This is a genomic window from Candidatus Bathycorpusculum sp. (genome assembly GCF_009778815.1).
Classification (GTDB): domain Archaea; phylum Thermoproteota; class Bathyarchaeia; order Bathyarchaeales; family Bathycorpusculaceae; genus Bathycorpusculum; species Bathycorpusculum hydrogenotrophicum.
Genome location: NZ_WRFL01000007.1, coordinates 1 through 17,631 on the forward strand (window position 1 = coordinate 1; position 17,631 = coordinate 17,631).

15 protein-coding genes, 2 pseudogenes and 1 riboswitch are annotated in these 17,631 nt (G+C 43.0%); of the genes and pseudogenes, 5 read left to right on the forward strand and 12 right to left on the reverse strand.

What is annotated here, in order from left to right:
- Positions 1-381 (forward strand): annotated as a pseudogene (locus FWF39_RS02550) (ISNCY family transposase); the annotation flags it as partial.
- A gap of 117 nt (positions 382-498) precedes the next feature.
- Positions 499-1,028, forward strand: a pseudogene (locus FWF39_RS02555) (transposase family protein); the annotation flags it as partial.
- A 115-nt stretch (positions 1,029-1,143) separates the two neighbouring features.
- On the opposite strand, the gene FWF39_RS02560 reads toward FWF39_RS02555, so the two are convergent.
- The 4 genes from FWF39_RS02560 to FWF39_RS02575 form a co-directional block, all read right to left on the reverse strand.
- Positions 1,144-1,878, reverse strand: a complete 735-nt coding sequence (locus FWF39_RS02560) for an aspartate dehydrogenase domain-containing protein (protein ID WP_343381869.1) — start codon at positions 1,876-1,878, stop codon at positions 1,144-1,146.
- Between the two features lie 9 nt (positions 1,879-1,887).
- A complete protein-coding gene (locus FWF39_RS02565) occupies positions 1,888-4,341 on the reverse strand; it encodes a valine--tRNA ligase (protein WP_343381870.1) in 2,454 nt (817 codons plus the stop codon).
- Positions 4,342-4,644: 303 nt separating this feature from the next.
- The gene (locus FWF39_RS02570) at positions 4,645-5,763 is read right to left on the reverse strand and encodes a hypothetical protein (RefSeq protein WP_343381871.1); all 1,119 of its coding nucleotides are present in this window, start codon (positions 5,761-5,763) and stop codon (positions 4,645-4,647) included.
- A 145-nt stretch (positions 5,764-5,908) separates the two neighbouring features.
- The gene (locus FWF39_RS02575) at positions 5,909-7,882 is read right to left on the reverse strand and encodes a cation-translocating P-type ATPase (RefSeq protein WP_343381872.1); all 1,974 of its coding nucleotides are present in this window, start codon (positions 7,880-7,882) and stop codon (positions 5,909-5,911) included.
- A 127-nt stretch (positions 7,883-8,009) separates the two neighbouring features.
- Here FWF39_RS02575 and nikR point away from each other — a divergent pair, with 127 nt between their 5' ends.
- Positions 8,010-8,408, forward strand: coding sequence for a nickel-responsive transcriptional regulator NikR (nikR, locus tag FWF39_RS02580; protein WP_343381873.1), 399 nt, complete (start codon positions 8,010-8,012; stop codon positions 8,406-8,408).
- Between the two features lie 68 nt (positions 8,409-8,476).
- On the opposite strand, the gene FWF39_RS02585 is transcribed toward nikR, so the two are convergent.
- On the reverse strand, positions 8,477-9,739 hold the full coding sequence (locus FWF39_RS02585) for a kelch repeat-containing protein (protein WP_343381874.1): 1,263 nt from the start codon (positions 9,737-9,739) through the stop codon (positions 8,477-8,479).
- Positions 9,740-10,068: 329 nt separating this feature from the next.
- Here FWF39_RS02585 and FWF39_RS02590 point away from each other — a divergent pair, with 329 nt between their 5' ends.
- Both FWF39_RS02590 and FWF39_RS02595 read left to right on the forward strand, forming a co-directional pair.
- Positions 10,069-10,947 carry a RimK family alpha-L-glutamate ligase gene (locus FWF39_RS02590; RefSeq protein ID WP_343381875.1) on the forward strand — a complete coding sequence of 293 codons (879 nt, stop codon included), beginning with the start codon at positions 10,069-10,071 and terminating at the stop codon, positions 10,945-10,947.
- Between the two features lie 139 nt (positions 10,948-11,086).
- Positions 11,087-11,908 carry a hypothetical protein gene (locus tag FWF39_RS02595; RefSeq protein WP_343381876.1) on the forward strand — a complete coding sequence of 274 codons (822 nt, stop codon included), beginning with the start codon at positions 11,087-11,089 and terminating at the stop codon, positions 11,906-11,908.
- 141 nt (positions 11,909-12,049) lie between these two features.
- On the opposite strand, the gene FWF39_RS02600 is transcribed toward FWF39_RS02595, so the two are convergent.
- From FWF39_RS02600 to FWF39_RS02630, 7 genes are all read right to left on the reverse strand, one after another.
- Positions 12,050-12,703 (reverse strand): hypothetical protein, encoded by a 654-nt coding sequence (locus FWF39_RS02600; RefSeq protein ID WP_343381877.1) that lies wholly within the window; start codon positions 12,701-12,703, stop codon positions 12,050-12,052.
- A complete protein-coding gene (locus tag FWF39_RS02605) occupies positions 12,700-13,506 on the reverse strand; it encodes a DNA-processing protein DprA (RefSeq protein ID WP_343381878.1) in 807 nt (268 codons plus the stop codon). Before FWF39_RS02605 ends, FWF39_RS02600 begins: the two co-directional genes overlap by 4 nt.
- Positions 13,507-13,719: 213 nt before the next feature.
- On the reverse strand, positions 13,720-14,121 hold the full coding sequence (locus FWF39_RS02610) for a DUF3788 family protein (protein ID WP_343381879.1): 402 nt from the start codon (positions 14,119-14,121) through the stop codon (positions 13,720-13,722).
- 301 nt (positions 14,122-14,422) lie between these two features.
- Positions 14,423-15,421 (reverse strand): AIR synthase-related protein, encoded by a 999-nt coding sequence (locus FWF39_RS02615; RefSeq protein ID WP_343381880.1) that lies wholly within the window; start codon positions 15,419-15,421, stop codon positions 14,423-14,425.
- On the reverse strand, positions 15,421-15,975 hold the full coding sequence (thiT, locus tag FWF39_RS02620) for an energy-coupled thiamine transporter ThiT (protein WP_343381881.1): 555 nt from the start codon (positions 15,973-15,975) through the stop codon (positions 15,421-15,423). Before thiT ends, FWF39_RS02615 begins: the two co-directional genes overlap by 1 nt.
- A riboswitch (TPP riboswitch) is annotated at positions 15,964-16,073 on the reverse strand. It overlaps the preceding gene by 12 nt.
- 52 nt (positions 16,074-16,125) lie before the next feature.
- A complete protein-coding gene (locus FWF39_RS02625) occupies positions 16,126-16,521 on the reverse strand; it encodes a hypothetical protein (RefSeq protein WP_343381882.1) in 396 nt (131 codons plus the stop codon).
- A 93-nt stretch (positions 16,522-16,614) separates the two neighbouring features.
- Entirely contained in the window at positions 16,615-17,523 is a 909-nt protein-coding gene (locus tag FWF39_RS02630; RefSeq protein ID WP_343381883.1) for an AIR synthase related protein, read from the reverse strand.
- Between the last annotated feature and the right edge of the window lie 108 nt (positions 17,524-17,631).

Here is a 17,631-nt window from a genome sequence, read left to right on the forward strand (position 1 = left end):
GTATCGGAGCTGGAGGCTTTCAAAAAGGCTTTGGCTATGTTGAGGCACTTAGGCATTGCCATTAAATCTTTGCGGCTGGATAAATATTTCAGTACCCGCTATGTTATCAAGCTTTTTGAGCGTAGTACTGCGCTGTATTTGATTCCTAAAAAGAGCATTAGAAAGGTTGGTGCTTGGGCTAGTATTTTGTCTAAAATGGTTTCTCCGGTTGATTTTTTGAGGCAGTATTTTTATCGGAATCTTTCTGAGAGTGGTTTTTCAGCAGATAAGGGGCGATTTGGCGGTATTATTAAACAAAGAAGGACTGATCGGCAACAAACAACACTCTTCTCAAATGCCCTGCTCCACAACATCTACACCATCAGAACTCACCCGAAATAGTTTTGTCCCAATGCCGACTTCTTGCGAAACTAAAATAAGTGTAATTGATGTTTTCTGTGCTTGTTGTGGTTGGATGAAATATGAATGAAAAGTTATTAGGATGAAGAGTTTCATCGGATAACTGGTGTTAAGCGTGTTACTTTTGAAAAGATGTTGGAAATATTGAGCCGTAGTTTTGCTCTCAAACATGCCCAAGGTGGTCGTAGGCCCAAGTTACCTTTAGAAGAGCAGTTGCTTGCAACTTTGGAGTATATTCGTGAATATCGAACATATGCGCATATTGCTACAAGTTATCAAATTGATGAAAGCAACATTTACCGTATCATACGCTGGGTGGAGGATACTTTGGTTAGGGATGGAATGTTTTCGTTGCCCGGATGTAAAGCACTGTTGAAAAGTGATACTGAGTATGAGGTGGTTTTGATTGATGCGACGGAGTCGCCGATTGAGCGTCCAAAAAGGGGCAAAAACGTTACTACAGCGGAAAGAAGAAGAGACACACCATAAAAACCCAAGTGGTTGTAAACAAAGCCGATGGCCAAATTATTTGCACTTCTTTTGCTAATGGGAGACGTCATGATTTTAGAGTGTTTAAAGAATCAAAGTTAAGAATTGTCTCTAAAATTAAGGCAGTTGTAGATACAGGTGTTCTGAACTAACCCGTTGAACTTGGGAGAGTTTACCTCATGGCTGATTGTTTGCCAAGTGCAAAAGGTGCTGTAAAAAATGGTTTGTTAAAAATAGTACAATTGGAGAAATGTGTTATATGCTGAGTAGTTTTTGCAATAATTGTATCGCTGCCCATGCGGCTAGTGCACTTGTGTGAGGGTTATCTGGGTGTGGTTGGTTTGCGAATTTTAGTTGCATTTCGCCATATTGCCATTTGACAATGATTTCGTGAGTGTTACGTGTTATTTTTGGGTCGGATATGACGCGAACTTGGACTTTTGTGGGTTTAACGGTTAGTGCTAGGGTGGCTGCGACATTCATTTCTCTGGGGAAGAGTTTTGCGGCTTCTTCTGCGGTGCCTTTGTAGAGGGTTGTTTCTTGGGTGTCGGTTTTGCCTAGTGCTTTGGGGTTTTTGCGCGTGGTTAGTGTGATTTCATTTATACCTGCGTTGGCGGCGGCGGAGAGTGCGTCGAGTCCTCCGATGGCTCCTGCGGGGAAATGTACTTTGGGTGTTAGTTGAAGATCAAGCAGGGCGCCGGTGCTCATGAAAATTAGTTCGGCGTTGGTGGCTGTGAGTTTGGTGTAGTATTCCTGGACTGCTCCTTGTCCCGCAGCTTCTACAATGACTCTGGGGTTGGTAGTAATCAGTTCGTCTATGTTTGATGCTATTTTGACTGGGAATGTAACTGAGGTTTTTAGTTTTTCTGCTTTATCTTTGTTGGCATCAAAGACTATGAGTTCCTCGCAGGCTATCAATTTGTGTTCGATGGCTTCTGCGAGTACGGTGCCTATGGCACCAGCTCCAATTAACCCGACTTTTTTAGTCATAGTCATCTCTCAGTATTGGGGGTTGATGTAGACTTTGTATTGGGCGACTTGCCGGCCTTGGCCTTGCTCTGTTTGGACTGTGATGTTTTCGATTTTAAGGGTGGCTGCTATGTCAATGCTTCCTTGTTTAATTGTGGTGACGTCGTCTTTGGCGTAGATAACTATGCTTTTGATGGGCGCGTTTAGGGGGAGTTTCTTCTCGGCTTTGTCACGTCGGATTTCACTCATGATGGCTGTGATTAGGTCACCGTCTTGTTCTGCTTTTTCATCTATTTGTGTTGGGTTGAATTTTGGCCAGGGTGAGACTTGGATGCTTGGGTGGGTTTTGGTGATTTGGTACATGTGTTGATAGATTTCTTCGGTTAGGTGGGGTGCGATGGGTGCAAAGAGTTGGAGTAGGCGGTAGAAGACTTCGTAGAGGGTATGTTGGGCTGCTGTTGTGTTGGGTTTGCCATATACGTCGGGGCGGTAGAGGCGGTCTTTTATGGCTTCTAGGTAGTGGTCGCAGAAGACGTGCCAGGTAAAGTTGCGGATGTCTTCGGTGACGGTGTTGAATTGGCATTTTTCGTATGCTTCGGTGACTTTTTTGGTTAGATTTTCGGTTTTGCTTATTATCCATTTGTCGAGCAGTTGGAGCTCTGTTTTGGTTTGTTCTTGGGGGTTGTACTCAGCTAGGAGTGTGCTTGCAAATCCTGCGGCGTTCCAGAGTTTGACTAGAAAGCGTCTGCCGTATTCGACGTCTTGGGCGCGGTAGGGTATGTCTGAGCCTGTTGCGCCTCCGCCTGCGGCCCACTGTCTTGTGGCGTCTGCGCCATATTTGTTTAGGACTTCGGGAGCGGCGGCATAGTTTTTGAGGGATTTACTCATTTTTTTACCGTCTGCGCCAAGGACCATGCCGTTTATAAGTACGCTGTTAAAGGGGCGCTCGTTAAAGAGTGCGAGGTGGCGGACCATGAGATAGTATGCCCAGGTGCGGATGATATCGGTGCCTGAGGGGTGGATGCTTACGGGGAAGAGTTGTTTCCAATCTGATCGATCAGGCCAGCCGGCATGAACCGCGCATGTGATGGAACTATCCATCCAGGTGTCCATAACATCTTGTTCACCTTGGAAGTCTTTGCCACTGCATTTGGGACATGCTTCGAGTTTGGGGCCCTCTATTTTGGGATCGATAGGCACCCACTCCGGTTTAGCGATGATGCGCTCACCGCAACCTTTGCAGTACCACACTGGAATGGGGGTGGCAAAGAGGCGCTGGCGGCTTATAACCCAGTCCCAATCTAGGGCTTTGGCCCAGTCAATGAGACGGTTTTTCATATAGTCGGGGTACCAGGGTATGGCGTTAGCGTTTTGCTCCACTTGATTGGTTAGTTCCATGGTTTTCATAAACCATTGTTTAACTTCAAGAATCTCTACCAATGTTTTGCATCGGTCACATACGCCTACTTCTTGTTGGATTTTCTCGCTTTTCTCAAGTAAGCCTGCGGTTTTAAGATTCTCCACTATGGCGGCTCGGGCTTGGTTCACATAGAGGCCTGCATATTTGCCTCCGGCATCGCTGATTTGGCCGTTTTGCTGTATGAGCCGTATGATGGGGAGTTTGTGTTTTATGACTGTTTTAACGTCTTCTTTATCACCATAGGTACAAATCTGCATAGCGCCCGTACCAAATTTGGGATCTACTGCTTCATCTGCTATGATGGTAACTTCTCGATTCATCAATGGGACATTGATTTTTCTGCCGATGTATTGGGCATAGCGTTCATCGTTGGGATTAACCTCCACAGCGACACATGCCGGAATAAACTCGGGGCGCGAGGTAGCAATTAAAAGATATTCCTCACTGCCTGCTATGTGGAATTTGATGTAGTGTAGATTGCCTTCTTTTTTAATATGATCCACTTCGGCATCGGCAATGGCTGTCTCATCGCGGGGACACCAATTAACGGGGTGGGTGCCCTGATACATGAAGCCTTTCTGGTAGAGTTGAATAAAACTTAGCTGTGTTCTGCGCCAGTAGTCGGGATCCATGGTGCGGTACTCAGTGGTCCAATCAATAGAGGCGCCAAGTTTTAGGATGCCTTCTTTCATCATGGCAATGTATTTCTCAACTAAGGCCATGCACATGCCGCGGAACTGCTCAGGGGGTATGTCACGTTTGCGAATATTGTTGGCTTTCTCGACCTGTATTTCTATACCCAACCCATGACAGTCCCATCCCTGCGGAAAGAGTACATTAAAGCCCTGCATACGCTTGTAGCGAGCAACAATATCAAAATAGGTCCAGTTAAGAACATTACCCATATGGAGCTCACCTGACGGATAAGGCGGAGGTGTATCAATACTAAACGACGGGTTGCTCTTATCACTCCAATTATAGCGATAAATGCCCATCTCTTCCCACTTAGCTTGCCATTTCTGCTCAATTTCGATAAGGTTGTAATCTTTAGGCATAGGCTGCATGCAAATCATCCCATGTTAGTGTTTGCTTTTAGCAAAACATAGGTAGCACCTAAAAACATTCCCATCAACCACCCCTGAAGCTAACCTCAAACACATATACACACAACCAAACGATCCGCAATACCCCCAAGCAAGCCCCCTTGTAATCCAGCAGACGTCGGTTATCAGCAGTGTCTTGAAGACAAGCTGATTGAATATGCATTTTGTGCCTGTGGGTTAATGAAAGCAGTATTTCACTGCAGGCTGAATACATCAAAAGAAAAAGCAATTCACAAAAAGGCAACATCGAAGTACATGTTTTTGTTACTTGTTTGCCTTCTTTTTGAGGTAAACAGCTAAACCAAGAATAATGCAAACCACTGCAACCCCGATAGCGGCAATAAATAGAGTATACGATCCATTTGTATTATCGTATGGGGTACCATAGGTATAGCTGATGTCATAATTGTTATAACCCTGTTTAAAGGGAGAGGTCCAAACAACATTACTGTCTATGTGCGAATTATACAAATCATCATGAGCCGAATCTCTATTATACGCTATATCGGCTGAATTATTCTCAAACACTACTCCATCACTAACAAAAACTTTTTCAAGATCCATAAAGTATGAAACACAAAGCCCGCCCCCTTTACCTTCTGCGGTATTGTGAGAAATCACGCCTCCAAACAAGTTAACATTACTTTCTTGATTATGTATGCCACCACCATCTCGATTAGCCTTATTATAAGAAATTTCGCCACCTGACATACTAAAAGTACCTAATTGAACATATAAGCCGCCGCCAAGAGTAGCCTCGTTATTAGTAATATAGCCGCCAGACATTTCAAAAGTACGCCTGTTAAATACGCCACCACCAAAAACATTCGCGGTATTGTAAGAAATCATACCGCCAGACATCTCAAAAATACCATCATTGAATACACCCCCACCATCACCACGAAAAGCGGAGTTCCCAGAAATTTCGCCACCTGACATTATAAACGTACCATCCGAATTGACTGTTACACCACTACCGCTATCACCGTTTGCATGAGTTATAATAATGCCCGCCAGTCTCAATGTGCCATCAACGAAAATTGTACTCTCACCATTTGCGCCAACCAACTTGAAAAATCCAGTGTTATCATCATTATTACTTGTCAACGTAACATCTTTATCAGCAGGAATTTTTAACTCCCCTGAAAGTTGGATATCTCCATTAAAAGCAATAACTATAGGCCCTGCAGAATCATTAACAGCGGCTCTAAGCTCAGACTCGGAACTAACCACCCTATTAGACGACCCTGACACAAAAGGAGACACACTACTGCTAAACACATAAACAAAACAAGAAGAAAATAACAACATAACAAGCAAAGAAACAACTAATAACGCTCTGCGACATATACCGTGCAAACCAGATTTAGATTTAACAGCCATACCGTGCATCGTCTACAAACAAACGCAAAGTGTTACATATATATTTTATTTTTTTCCCGCTCGTATACAAGGTTGTGATGAGTTTGGTTTTGTTGGTTTTTATGTTACTCTATAGCCTTAGATTTTTGTACATGCATCCAAGAGATTAACTCTTTAGCCGCTCTAGGCGTAGCGTATTTAGTAACAGCAACAAGGTTAACCCATCATCTCCCGCGGCTACGGTAAACCACAGCGGCACCCACCCCAAAAGACCCAAAGCGCCCAAAGCAAACTTTATCGCCAATGACCCCGCAATGTTTTGTTTGGCTATACCCATCGTTTTTTGACTCAACTTGAGCAAATAAGGAATCTGGGATAGCTCATCATTTACCAGCACCACATCTGCTGACTCTAACGCCACATCCACCCCATGGGTTCCCATGGCAATACCCACATCTGAGGCTGCCAAAGCCGGCGCATCATTAACCCCGTCCCCAACCATAGCCACCAAACCCTCTTTGCCTCTCATATGCTCAATACAGCTCAACTTATCCTGAGGCAGCAACTCAGCATGAACCTCATCTATACCCAAAGACTTTGCCGTATCGTTTGCAATGGCTTCTCTATCTCCGCTAAGCATCACAGTACGAACCCCTTGTTGCTTAAGCAAACCAATGGATTGAAGCGCATCTTCGCGAACTTGATCAACCACACAAATCGTCGCCCACCCAGTTTTGCCCACCGAGATGCAAACCGCTGTATGTGTATCACCAGTGGTTACCTCAAACGCATCCATACAATCACAGCCCAGCTCCTCCATGAACTCGGGGTTTCCGATAGCGACATGCTTGCCCTCAACCATACCCACAATACCCTTTCCAGGTACCTCCACTACATCGCTAACTTTAATTTTGCTCAAATCAATACCGCGCTCCACTGCTCGGCGCACAATCGCCCGCGCAATGGGGTGATTGGAATACTGATCAAGTGCAGCAGCATACATAACAGATTCATCCTCAGCCCGTGAAATATCTACCCGATGCACTCTATGTACTGCTTGTTGTCCAAGAGTTAGCGTACCGGTTTTATCAAACACTACCTGTTTAACCTGGGCTAGTTTCTCGATGAAAATCCCGCCCTTTATGATGACTCCTCTTTTGGCTGCAATGGTTATGGCTATAAACACTGTTGCAGGCACCGAGATGATAAACGCACTAGGACATGACACCACAATAAGAATCAGTGAGCGGTAAAACCATGTTTCAAACCCGCCCCCAAAAACAAACGGCAACACTGCAGTTGTGAAAACTGCCAAACCAAGAATGATGGGCACATAGAACCGGGCAAACCGATCCACCAGCCGCTCGATGGTAGCTTTACGTTTCTGTGACTCAATTACCAGCTGAATAATGCGTGACACCAAAGTTTCACTGGACTTTTTAGTGACCACAACTTGGAGAACCCCTCCCGTATTTAGGGTTCCTGCATAAACACAGTCTTTGGCTTTTTTAGGCACAGGTACCGACTCGCCAGTAACTAGCGACTGATCCACATGACTAAACCCCTCAATCACATCCCCATCAAGCGGAATACGCTCCCCCGGCCTAACCAAGACAACTGCACCGGTCTGCACCTGATCCACATTCACACTGACTTCTCTGCCATCGGCTATAATCCGGGCTTTTTCAGGGACCACTTGAGAAATTTTCTCAACCGTGCGCCGGGCTCGGTCTTGGATGTAGCCCTCAAAGTATTCGGCTATACAGTAGAGAAACAACACCGTGGCCGCTTCAAAGCGATAATCAAGTAGCAAGGCCCCTAAACCGGCAACTGCCATGAGAAACTCGACACTAAAGCGCCGCTCGATAACTAACTCTTTTAAACCCACAACCCCGATGTAGACTGCGGCAACAATGATGGCAACATAGTAAAGTATCATTGAAACGGAGGCTTCGATGTTGATAAGGGGAAAGGTAAAACCCAACGGTATGCCCTTGAGAAACAAATCCAGTAACCCCGCAGCCAGAACAGTTATACCCAGCCAAACCGCAAAACCCACTAGAACCTTCTTGTTTTCTTCTTCTTCGCCAATTACAATTGTTTTCCGTGGGGGTGTTGGTTTTTCTTCGCAAGCGTCCATATTGTGTCCTCAGATTAAGCAACGTTGTCCATTAACAAATATTAGGTTGATGCTAAACCGATATGAAAATATATTAATATACTATTAATAATGGCCATAAAAGTTAATAACACTTGAAGGTGACCCTATGACCGTAATCAGCATAACCCTCCCACCTGAGCTTCTCCACAAATTCGAAACTTTTATGGAAACCAAAGGCTACTACAGCCGCTCAGAGGCCTTTCGTGACGCCCTGCGTAACCTAATTTCTGAAACCGAACTAGCCACCGCCCAAACCGAAAATGTAGCCGCCACCATCATGGTCACCTGTGACCACCAACGCAAAGACGTAGACATAAAACTAACTGAACTCCGACACGAATTCGACGACGTCGTTATCGAAAATGTCCACCGCCACATCGGCGAAAAATACTGCCTCGAAATATTCATAACCCAAGGAAACAACACCCGCATCCTCACCCTCATCAACCGACTACGCGGCATGCACGGAATCCAACAAGTAAAATCCATGTTCCTAATGCTCTAACAACACATAACTCAAACACGCTACAAATAAAGATGCACAAACTTTATCCATTTAGTCTAAACAATTCCTTAAACTAACCTCGGTGTATCGGATCCTGGTCTTTTTCTTCCTCTTAAATAGAAAAACAATGCTGTAACACCACCTACGGTTAGAACTGTTGCAACCACAACAGATGGGATTAAGAAAGACCACACATGTTCAGATTCAGAAGAGTCAGGTTCAGTGGAAACAACCGCGTTAGAAGGTGGGAGAGTTGCAGATGGTGAAATAATTGATGATAGTGTATTGTGATATCCAATTGGTACATATTGTTCATTGCCCGAACAAACGCCGTAACCAAAGGCCTCTTTTCCGCCTATTACATATAAAATATCGTCAACGACTGCAACTCCAAACTGGTCTATATAGATGGGAATATTTTCGATATTTGACCATGTATCTTTTACAGGATCATAAACCCAATTTATAAAAGTCGGTTGCCCAGGGCCAGGGCCCAATCCAAAGGCATAAACTTTCTTTGGTGCATAAACGCCCGTTGTCATACAACTAGCAGTAATGTGAATATAGCCTGAAGTATCAGACCATTTATTGGGCTTAGCATATATGCCTTCTGTAGTAGATGTTTTTCCTTCACTCCATACATCAGTTTTGATATCATAAATCATAACTTTTTCGTTATAGCGAAGGTACTCATAGGAGTATTTGAAATAAGCTATTATTTTGTTATCCATTACAAACGTAAAATCATAACTAGGAACGCCAGTATCATCAGATTGTGGCATACTATCATCGAGGTGTGGTATACTATTTTTTTGTGTCCATACATCAGCAACTGTGTCATATATGAACAGATTTTTACCGTGTATGATAAAAATTTGTCCACCAACAACATTAGCTCGAATATTACACACAACATTAAATGGGACATTTTTTTTAATATTCCATTTATCAGTAACTGTATCATAAACCTCAATCACACTAGTTATACCATTTTTTGATTCTCCACCTATACAGTAAATTTTTCCCTCATGTACCACTGCAGCAAAATTTTTTCTTGCCGTAGGCATAGATGTCATAGTAACCCATTCATCAGTCTTAGGGTTATATCGCTCATTTGTACCAACAACAGATCCATCAGCGGAATAACCACCGATAGCATAAATTTTCCCATCAACAGCAATAACCCCTAAACTAGCACGTGCTTGAGTCATGGGTGTTTTTGTATTCCATGAATCCTCAACTAGCTCTGAAGCTGAAACAGGATTAAGTGCTGTTGCGAATGTTCCACTTATGAAAAAGAAAAGCAATATGACGGGAATAAATTTATCCATATTTAACATATGCCTATTTGTTACTTTTCCTATAAAACAGTTTTCGTTAATATGAACTGTGAAGCAAAAAAATTTGAGCGGATTTACCGGTTTACCCTTTTGATATGTTTGAGCTTACGCAAAGGCAACTTATTAGAAGTAATCAACAACTTCATTTTAGTGTTTAAAATGACCTTTCAAAGTCTAAGTCGTGACTTTGAGGAAAGGCTCCAGACGCAAACAGGCATATCACTTTCAGCATAGTCCGCGTGGGTTTGCATCTGTTGGCCAGAAACTTTAAGAGCTAAAACCCTAAAGCATCTTAACCGTCATCTCCAAGGAAGACCCCCATGAAATTCGGTATAGTAACCCGCAATCCAGAAGCATGGAGCAGCACCCAAGTCCGCGAAGCACTAAACAAACGTAGCATACCCTATGAATGCTTCACTTTCCCACGCCTAGTCGCCCGAATTGCCTACAAACCCTACTTTAAAGTCAACAACACAAGCATACTTGACGATCTAGACGCACTTATCATCCGACCCATCGGCCGCGGTAGCCTCGAGGAACTAGTTTTCCGCATGGATATGCTCTACAAACTCGAACGACAAGGCTTCTACATGATAAATCCCCCAACAGCCATCGAACACTGCGTCGACAAATACGACATCGTTGCATTACTCGAAGACGTCAACGTACCTGTCCCACGCACACTAGCCACTGAGAGCGTAAACGAAGCCCTCCGCGCTTTTAACGAACTTGGCGGAGACATAGTTGTCAAACCAATCTTTGGAAGCCGCGGACAAGGAGCCACACGCATAAACGACATAGACATCGCCGACACCATCTTCAAAGCCATAACCTTCCACCACGGCGTCATATACATGCAGGAATTTGTTGACCATGGACACAGCGACATTCGCGCATTTGTAATAGGCGACCAAGTTATCGCCTCAATGTGCCGTATCGCAGACGGATGGAAAACCAACTACAGCCGAGGCGCACGACCCGCACCCACAGAAATCAGCGAAGAATTCAAAGAAATAGCCATAAAAGCCTCAAAAGCAGTCGGATGCAAAATCGCCGGTGTTGACATACTAGAGGGCCCCAACGGACCCCGTATTGTAGATGTAAACAGCCAACCCGGATGGAAAGGCCTCCAAATGGTTGCAAAAGTCAACATAGCCGACGAAATCGTCAAATATGTACTCAACGAAATCAAAAAATAGATAGAAAACAAACCTGACAAAACCCCTTACGTCTATCTTTATAAATAATTGCGATATATTTGTTGATTTTTTTTACATTGTCGCACAACGCATATATATTTTAAAGTGTTGTGCTTAACTTGTAAAAGGGTATCTTGGCATGTCTGTTAAGCTCAACTCTGGCTCACGCCGTAGGACTTTGATAGTTGTTTCTTTGGTTCTTGTGGCTGTGATTGTTTGTTCTTTGGTTGCCTATTGGTTTTTAGCGGTAGATGATGGTCTTATACGTGTAAAGAATGCAACTGAGCTTAGAGACGCTGTTAATAAGGCTGAAGTTGGCGTGCCTGTCAATATTGCTCTCACTAACGATATTTCTATTGGTGCTGCACTTGCTATCCCTCCAGGTGCAGACATTACGTTAAAAAGTACAGGCGATAATAATTTTTTTAAACTGATTGGTTTGGATGGTCAGAACGTTATTACGGTTGAAAATGGTGGACGACTGACACTTGATGGCATTATTATAACTCATGAGGACGGTTCTACAGGTACGGGGGTAGGCATTGCTTATGGTGGTACACTGATAATGGTTAATGGCGAAATTTCAGGTAACCTGGCTGGTCGAGGTGGTGGCGTAGGCATTGATGAGGGTGGCGTTTTTGAGTTATATGGTGGAAAAATTTCGGGTAACACCGCAACATGGGGCGGTGGAGTGTATAACAGAGGTGTGTTTAAAATGTCTGGCGGCGAGATTTCCGATAACACAGCAAAGCCTGCATATGGATATGTAGATAGTGGCGGTTATGGTGGCGGTGTGTATCTGCAATATGGTTTTCTCACTATGTCTGGCGGCGAGATTTCTGGTAACACCGCTCTACAGGGTGGCGGCTTGTATGGGAACTCGACCTTTGTTGAGCGATCGGGCGGGGAGATTTTTGGTAACACCGCTGACATAGGTAACGATGTGTATGATGCACCTTGATAAACTATGATGTTGCTATCAATACTAAAAAAGCCTAAATCCTTTAAATATGTGGATTTTAGCCGTTTTTATACACTATGAGTTCATCGTTTTTTGATGGAATTATCCGATTTTAAATTTGCTTCGTATTTTATTTAAGACCTAATTATCTAAACGTCGTGTTCCACCGTTTGCAAGTAAATTAACTGTGCCTTCACAGGGCTTGTAAAATTTTTCAAAATTAATTGCATCACTAATTACACGTACAGCCGCAAACGCTTGTATATTGCTTTTAGGAAATATGTCACGTAACAGGTTAGCACAGCCTAGAATGGTGGCCCCTTGAGTGATAACATCATCAATTAATAATATTTCTTCAGGTTCAAACAGATCTTTATCTCGTGTAGCAATAGAATTATACTGTTCTTGAGCAGTAGGTCTTTGGTGTTGACTTCTATATGATTGTTGTATTGTTTGGTATCTATAAAGGTACGGAGAAATCTTGCCTAGCCCTTTACGTTCTATAGCAGAAGCAATTTGATGAGGAACCCATAGCGAATCTTTTTGCAACACAGCATGTCCAGGAATTGGTACTAAAACAGTATTTGGTTTAAAAAAACTGTTAAAAGGATGTACTGCTATTCTTCCATAAAGTTTATCTGCTATATAGTCAGGCATAAAACGCGGATTTTTTAAACTTGTACTTCTTCCATCTTTTAAAGCGTACGTGTAAGTTTTTGCTTGTTCCGCTTCTGGGCTAATTCCACGTGGTGAGTAAGATAAAAGGGAACAAAATTTTACCTGTGAAATTTTCATTTCAAAACAGCTTCTATAAATCTCTGTTCAGGGGGTAAATAGTCTAAAATTTCTTCAGGGTCACTAAATTCTGTAGCCCCATACTTTTTTGCGTCTGTTATCCATTCTATGTGTGGATTTTGCATTATTTTTGTATGAATAAACACTGGGCGTCCAAGTCTCAGTGCTTCCCAGCATTGATGTTTTGTGCCACTTGTAGAACTGGCTTCAACTATGATGGTTGCATCTGATATTAGTGCCATTGTTCGGTTCCGTATAACAAAATTTTTAGGTTGCACAGGTTGCCCAATAATAAATTGTGATATTGCTAAGTGTTCCTGCATTATTATTTCTTGTAATTGTCTGTTTTTTGCGGGATAAAACTTGTTCAATGGTGTGCCTAAGACTGCGATGGTTTGTCCTTTTTCGTTTATGGCTGTTGTGTGTGCTGCTGTGTCTATGCCTTCTGCGAGTCCGCTTACAATTATTATATTTTGTTGTACAAAATATTTGGCGATTTTTTTTGTTTCAGAAATGCCTTCGGGACTGGCTTTCCTTGAACCTACTATAGCAACTCTTCGGGTTGTTAATGGAAGTGGTATTTTCCCAGAGGTGTACACTTGTATGGGCGTACTCTTTTTTTCTATCTCATTTAGAGGCCCAATAATGTCATTTATTGTGTGTGTGGAAAAAAGGGTTTTTTCCATCATCTTGAAGCTCCAAGGTAGTTTAACATTGATATTTTTACAGTATAAAAATAGTTCGATTTCATCGGGTAGTGACCTTTTCACACAAGTCATGTAGGGTTTTGGTTTTGTTTGCATTGTAAGCATGATGGAAAAATCAGTTAAAATTGGACTGAGTTATGTTTTCCAAGTTATCCATAGGCGGTTGATGCTTTGAATCTTTTGAAAAACAGAACCGCAAAATGCTACTTGATAACAAAAATAAATTTGAGTGGGAAATTTAGTCGAGCTAAAAATGAACAAAAAATGTGAGAAATCTAATGTAAAACGGCCAAAACATCAGGGTAATAGTTATTTAAGCTCCTTTTTATATTTCAAAATTGATATCAGATTGTCAAGTATCTTGTCATCTTTGATTGTCATTAGTATGGGTATTAGTTTCCCCGTAGGTATCTGAGCTTTTATGTCTATACCCAGTGCATTAAAGCCCTCTATTGTTTTTTCAGTAAAGAAAACCGTTACCTTAAACCCCACATTCCATATAGAGAGCCAACCAAGGTTTTTCTTTTTGTACCATATCTTGCCTAACCACGCTTTTCCATCGTTATAATAACGCCACTCAATAGTCAAATTCAGGGCTTCAATTTTTTCTATAAACTTTAAAAAAAGACCGAACCGATCTGCCCCTAACGCCTTCTCAATAACGCTGTTATCTGGATATGTATCTGCATCAGTTAGGATCTGTGTTTCCAAAATATTGCTCTCCAGCTTGTTTTCTTTATGCTTTTGTTCTTTGCACTTATCTGACACTTAACCTCTCCATCAAAATGAATGTATACCTTTTCTTTAAGGTTGGCTTTGTTAACTGGTTTGGTACAGCCAGCACGCAAGCCCATAGCCGCACATTATATTTCCGTGTAGCCTGTTGATATTGAAATTCAGTTCGATGCTTGCAGTCTTGGATTGTTGATCGCTAAGCTTGTTGGTTGTATCTATAAAATTCCTCTATATTGAGTTTGCCATTTGCTATACTCTCACTTTTAGGGTGCCAATTTCAAGTGATGGTCATCATGGATGTGTAGGGGTCGTCAGCTTGGCTGGGAAATGCTGTTTGGGTATTGTTCTGTAGTATGATTCTTTCTTTGGTTTCGGTAAATTCCCCAATAAACGCGGCTGTAAGTCCAAGTTTTTGCAGGGTTTCAGTGACTTTTTGCTTTGCGTTGGGCATGACTGCTGCAAGTATGGTACCTGTTGAAGAAAACGATAACATCTGAGTTTCACTCAACCCTAAGTGTTTCTGCAGTAAATGGGCTTCGTTGGGTATGGTTATGTTTTCTTGCTTCACTATAAATCCTGTGTTGGATGTTTCTGCTAACTCGTTTAGGGCAGTTACAAATCCGCCCTCGGTTGCGTCATGCATAGCATGCACGCCCGCTATCTTTGAGAGTGCCAGGGCTTCTTTGACACAGCTCTGCATGGGTACAAGCTCTCCATATTCGGCTTGTTTTTGGGTGCCAAAGAGTTGTTGTGCTTTTTCTTTATGGGTTAGTGCATAGTTGGTGATGGTTTCTATCCCCAGGGGTTTGGTGCATAAAATAAGATCGCCGGGTTTTGCGCCGCCTGAGGTGATAAGTTGTATGGGTTCTACGGTGCCATAGATGGTGCATACACCTAAGAGGTCTTTTAGGCTATCATACATGGCTGTGTGGCCGCGTACGATGGCGATGTCTAGTTCGGTGGTGGCTTTGCAGATTTGTGCCATGATCTTTTGGAACCGACTGGGACTTGTGGGTCGGGGACCCAGCAAGGTGATGGTGCAAAACTCGGGTTTTACCCCAAAGAGTGCTATGTCTGAGGCGGCATAGTTGATTAGTAGCCAGCCAAACCATTCCTCAGGAACCCCTGTACACGGATCAGTTGCTACCGCCACAAGCTTATCCCCTAACCGATGCACCCCCGCATCAAAGCCTATCTGAGGCGGCACCACCACCCGCTCATCAGGGGGGATACAGTTGAGCATTTTTTGGAGTTCGTTAGCCGCAAGTTTTCCCATTACATATACGACCTCAACACATTGGCCTTATACAGTAGATAGATAACAAAGATGCTTATCCCCAGTTCAGGTAACATATAGCTTCCATTGTATATACTTGAATAAACCCATGGATTCATTCCCGCAGGTGCGAATTCGGCAAAGAAAATGGCTCCTGAAATCACATGCATAACAAACCTTCCCATAACTGCAAGTATAACTCCTATGATTGGTTGCTTTTTAAATAAACCTGCTAAGCCTAAACAGCCAAACGCTAAGAAATAATCCAGCAACACCTGTGTTGGATAATATACCTGAGGTAAAACGGCCAACTGAACAAGACCGTAAACAACTCCTGCAAAGATACCGACTTTTGGTCCCCGTCGCAACGCCAGCCAAAGTATGGGTACCATAGCGCCCAGAGTAATTGAGCCTCCATTTGGAAGATGAAAAATGGGGATCAAACTAAGCGCAGTGCCCAAGGCCGTAAAAATTGCTATTTCTGCAAGAATCTGGGTTTTAATTCTATTTTTAGGTTTAGAGTTTAGAGTATTCTCTTCTGTATGGTTGTTCATTATTTTCCCTCCGCCAGTATTACCTGGTTCAGGTTCACAGGGTCGACAGCAAATACTGTCCTCTCAGCCGGTCATTTCCAGCTCCCCAAGAACTAACAAATTAGTAGAGGTGGAAAATATTAGCTTTATGATTGGCGTTTACAGAGTTGGTCACTTGGACAGGGGTTTAACTTGCAGAACCAGCACGTTTGAAGATACTGAACCCAATTTCATTTCTAAGCCTAAATCTGAATAAGTTGCACCTGCAACAGCTGGATATGAGCCTGTCTGTTCAACTGCATTTTTGGTCACATAGAGCAGATTTGAAGTATCCGTATCTGATAGTTTGTAGCTGAAAACAAAATTGTCACTGTTATGTTGATAGGTTTTAGATATGCCGGGAACCAAACTCAAAGTGGTATACTCTGTCTCTGAGCTTTTTGAGTCTCCAAATAAAGAAATTAACCCCTGCGCTTGCCAAAGAAGAATACCAAACACCAACACTACTAAAAGAAACCCTACAACTTTTTCAACAGGAAATCCTTTTTTCTTTGTAGTGGTACCCACTTGAAAAAAACAAGTGTTTGATAACATTATCTTGATATTTCCTACTTCAAACTAAAAAACGTTCCCGCATAAACAATAGAAACTCTGCTTTGACTAGAGAATTTCTCCTATAACATTTATCGGCTTAGAAATCAATGAGGTTAAATCCTCCAACCGCTCTCCATCAATAGTGACTAAGACCACCGTGGCTGGACCCGCAGACTTGTTAAGATCTACACCCGATTTCTCCCAAAGCTTGAGTTGCCTGCCCACTCCATAGGCCATCATTTTAGCTTCACTGGCAATCCCAAAACCGCCTACCGCTGAGATATCATGAACATATCTGCACTGGCAAAGTTGCGCCACATTTCTAAGATCCGCTATTTCGCCTCTAGCCTCAGCGGCGATAACTTCCTCACCTACTTTTGGCCTGCCTACCGCCACAATTAAATCACCTGGCAGAGTTTTTCCCAGCCGCAGCTCATTTTCATTTGCTAAGCCCACAACCGTTAAACCTGCACCGGTTTGCACAGTTTCAAAGTTATCCTCTGTGTTTTCCAAAAGCACCTGCTGGGGATCAAGTCCAATGCTTCGAGCTTCCCGACTAACCCCCTCAGATATTGCCGCACCCGTAGATTGTTTTTCTACACCCAAAGTCAACGACAAAAGCAGAGGAAAAGCACCTGTTGTAATCACATCCATCAATGCCACCCGCGCCAAAAACTTGCCCAACACCTGCCCATCAACTTTAACCCTATCAAACTCTTTAGGCCCCACCGCTCCTGAGGAAGTGGAACCTGTCACAATGGCATGACCGGTGGGCATCTTCAAAATCGACACATCACCCCTTCGAGCATAGCTGATCTGGGAAGGCTTAACCTGAAAAGCTATGGGCCGTAGCAGACTACCCATATTTTCAATCAAATGCAGATAAATTGTAAGCGATTGACGTATGACCTCAGAACGCGTCAAACTGTGCTTTTCGGCAAGGTTATCCACATCTGCGAGCACTTTGGGAGGCAAACGAACATTAATAATATCCAAATCTATCCCACCCTACTTTTCTAGTGCTCGATAGCTTTATGGTTTATCTACAAACTAACTCGATACCTAATTGCTGAGTTAAAAAAC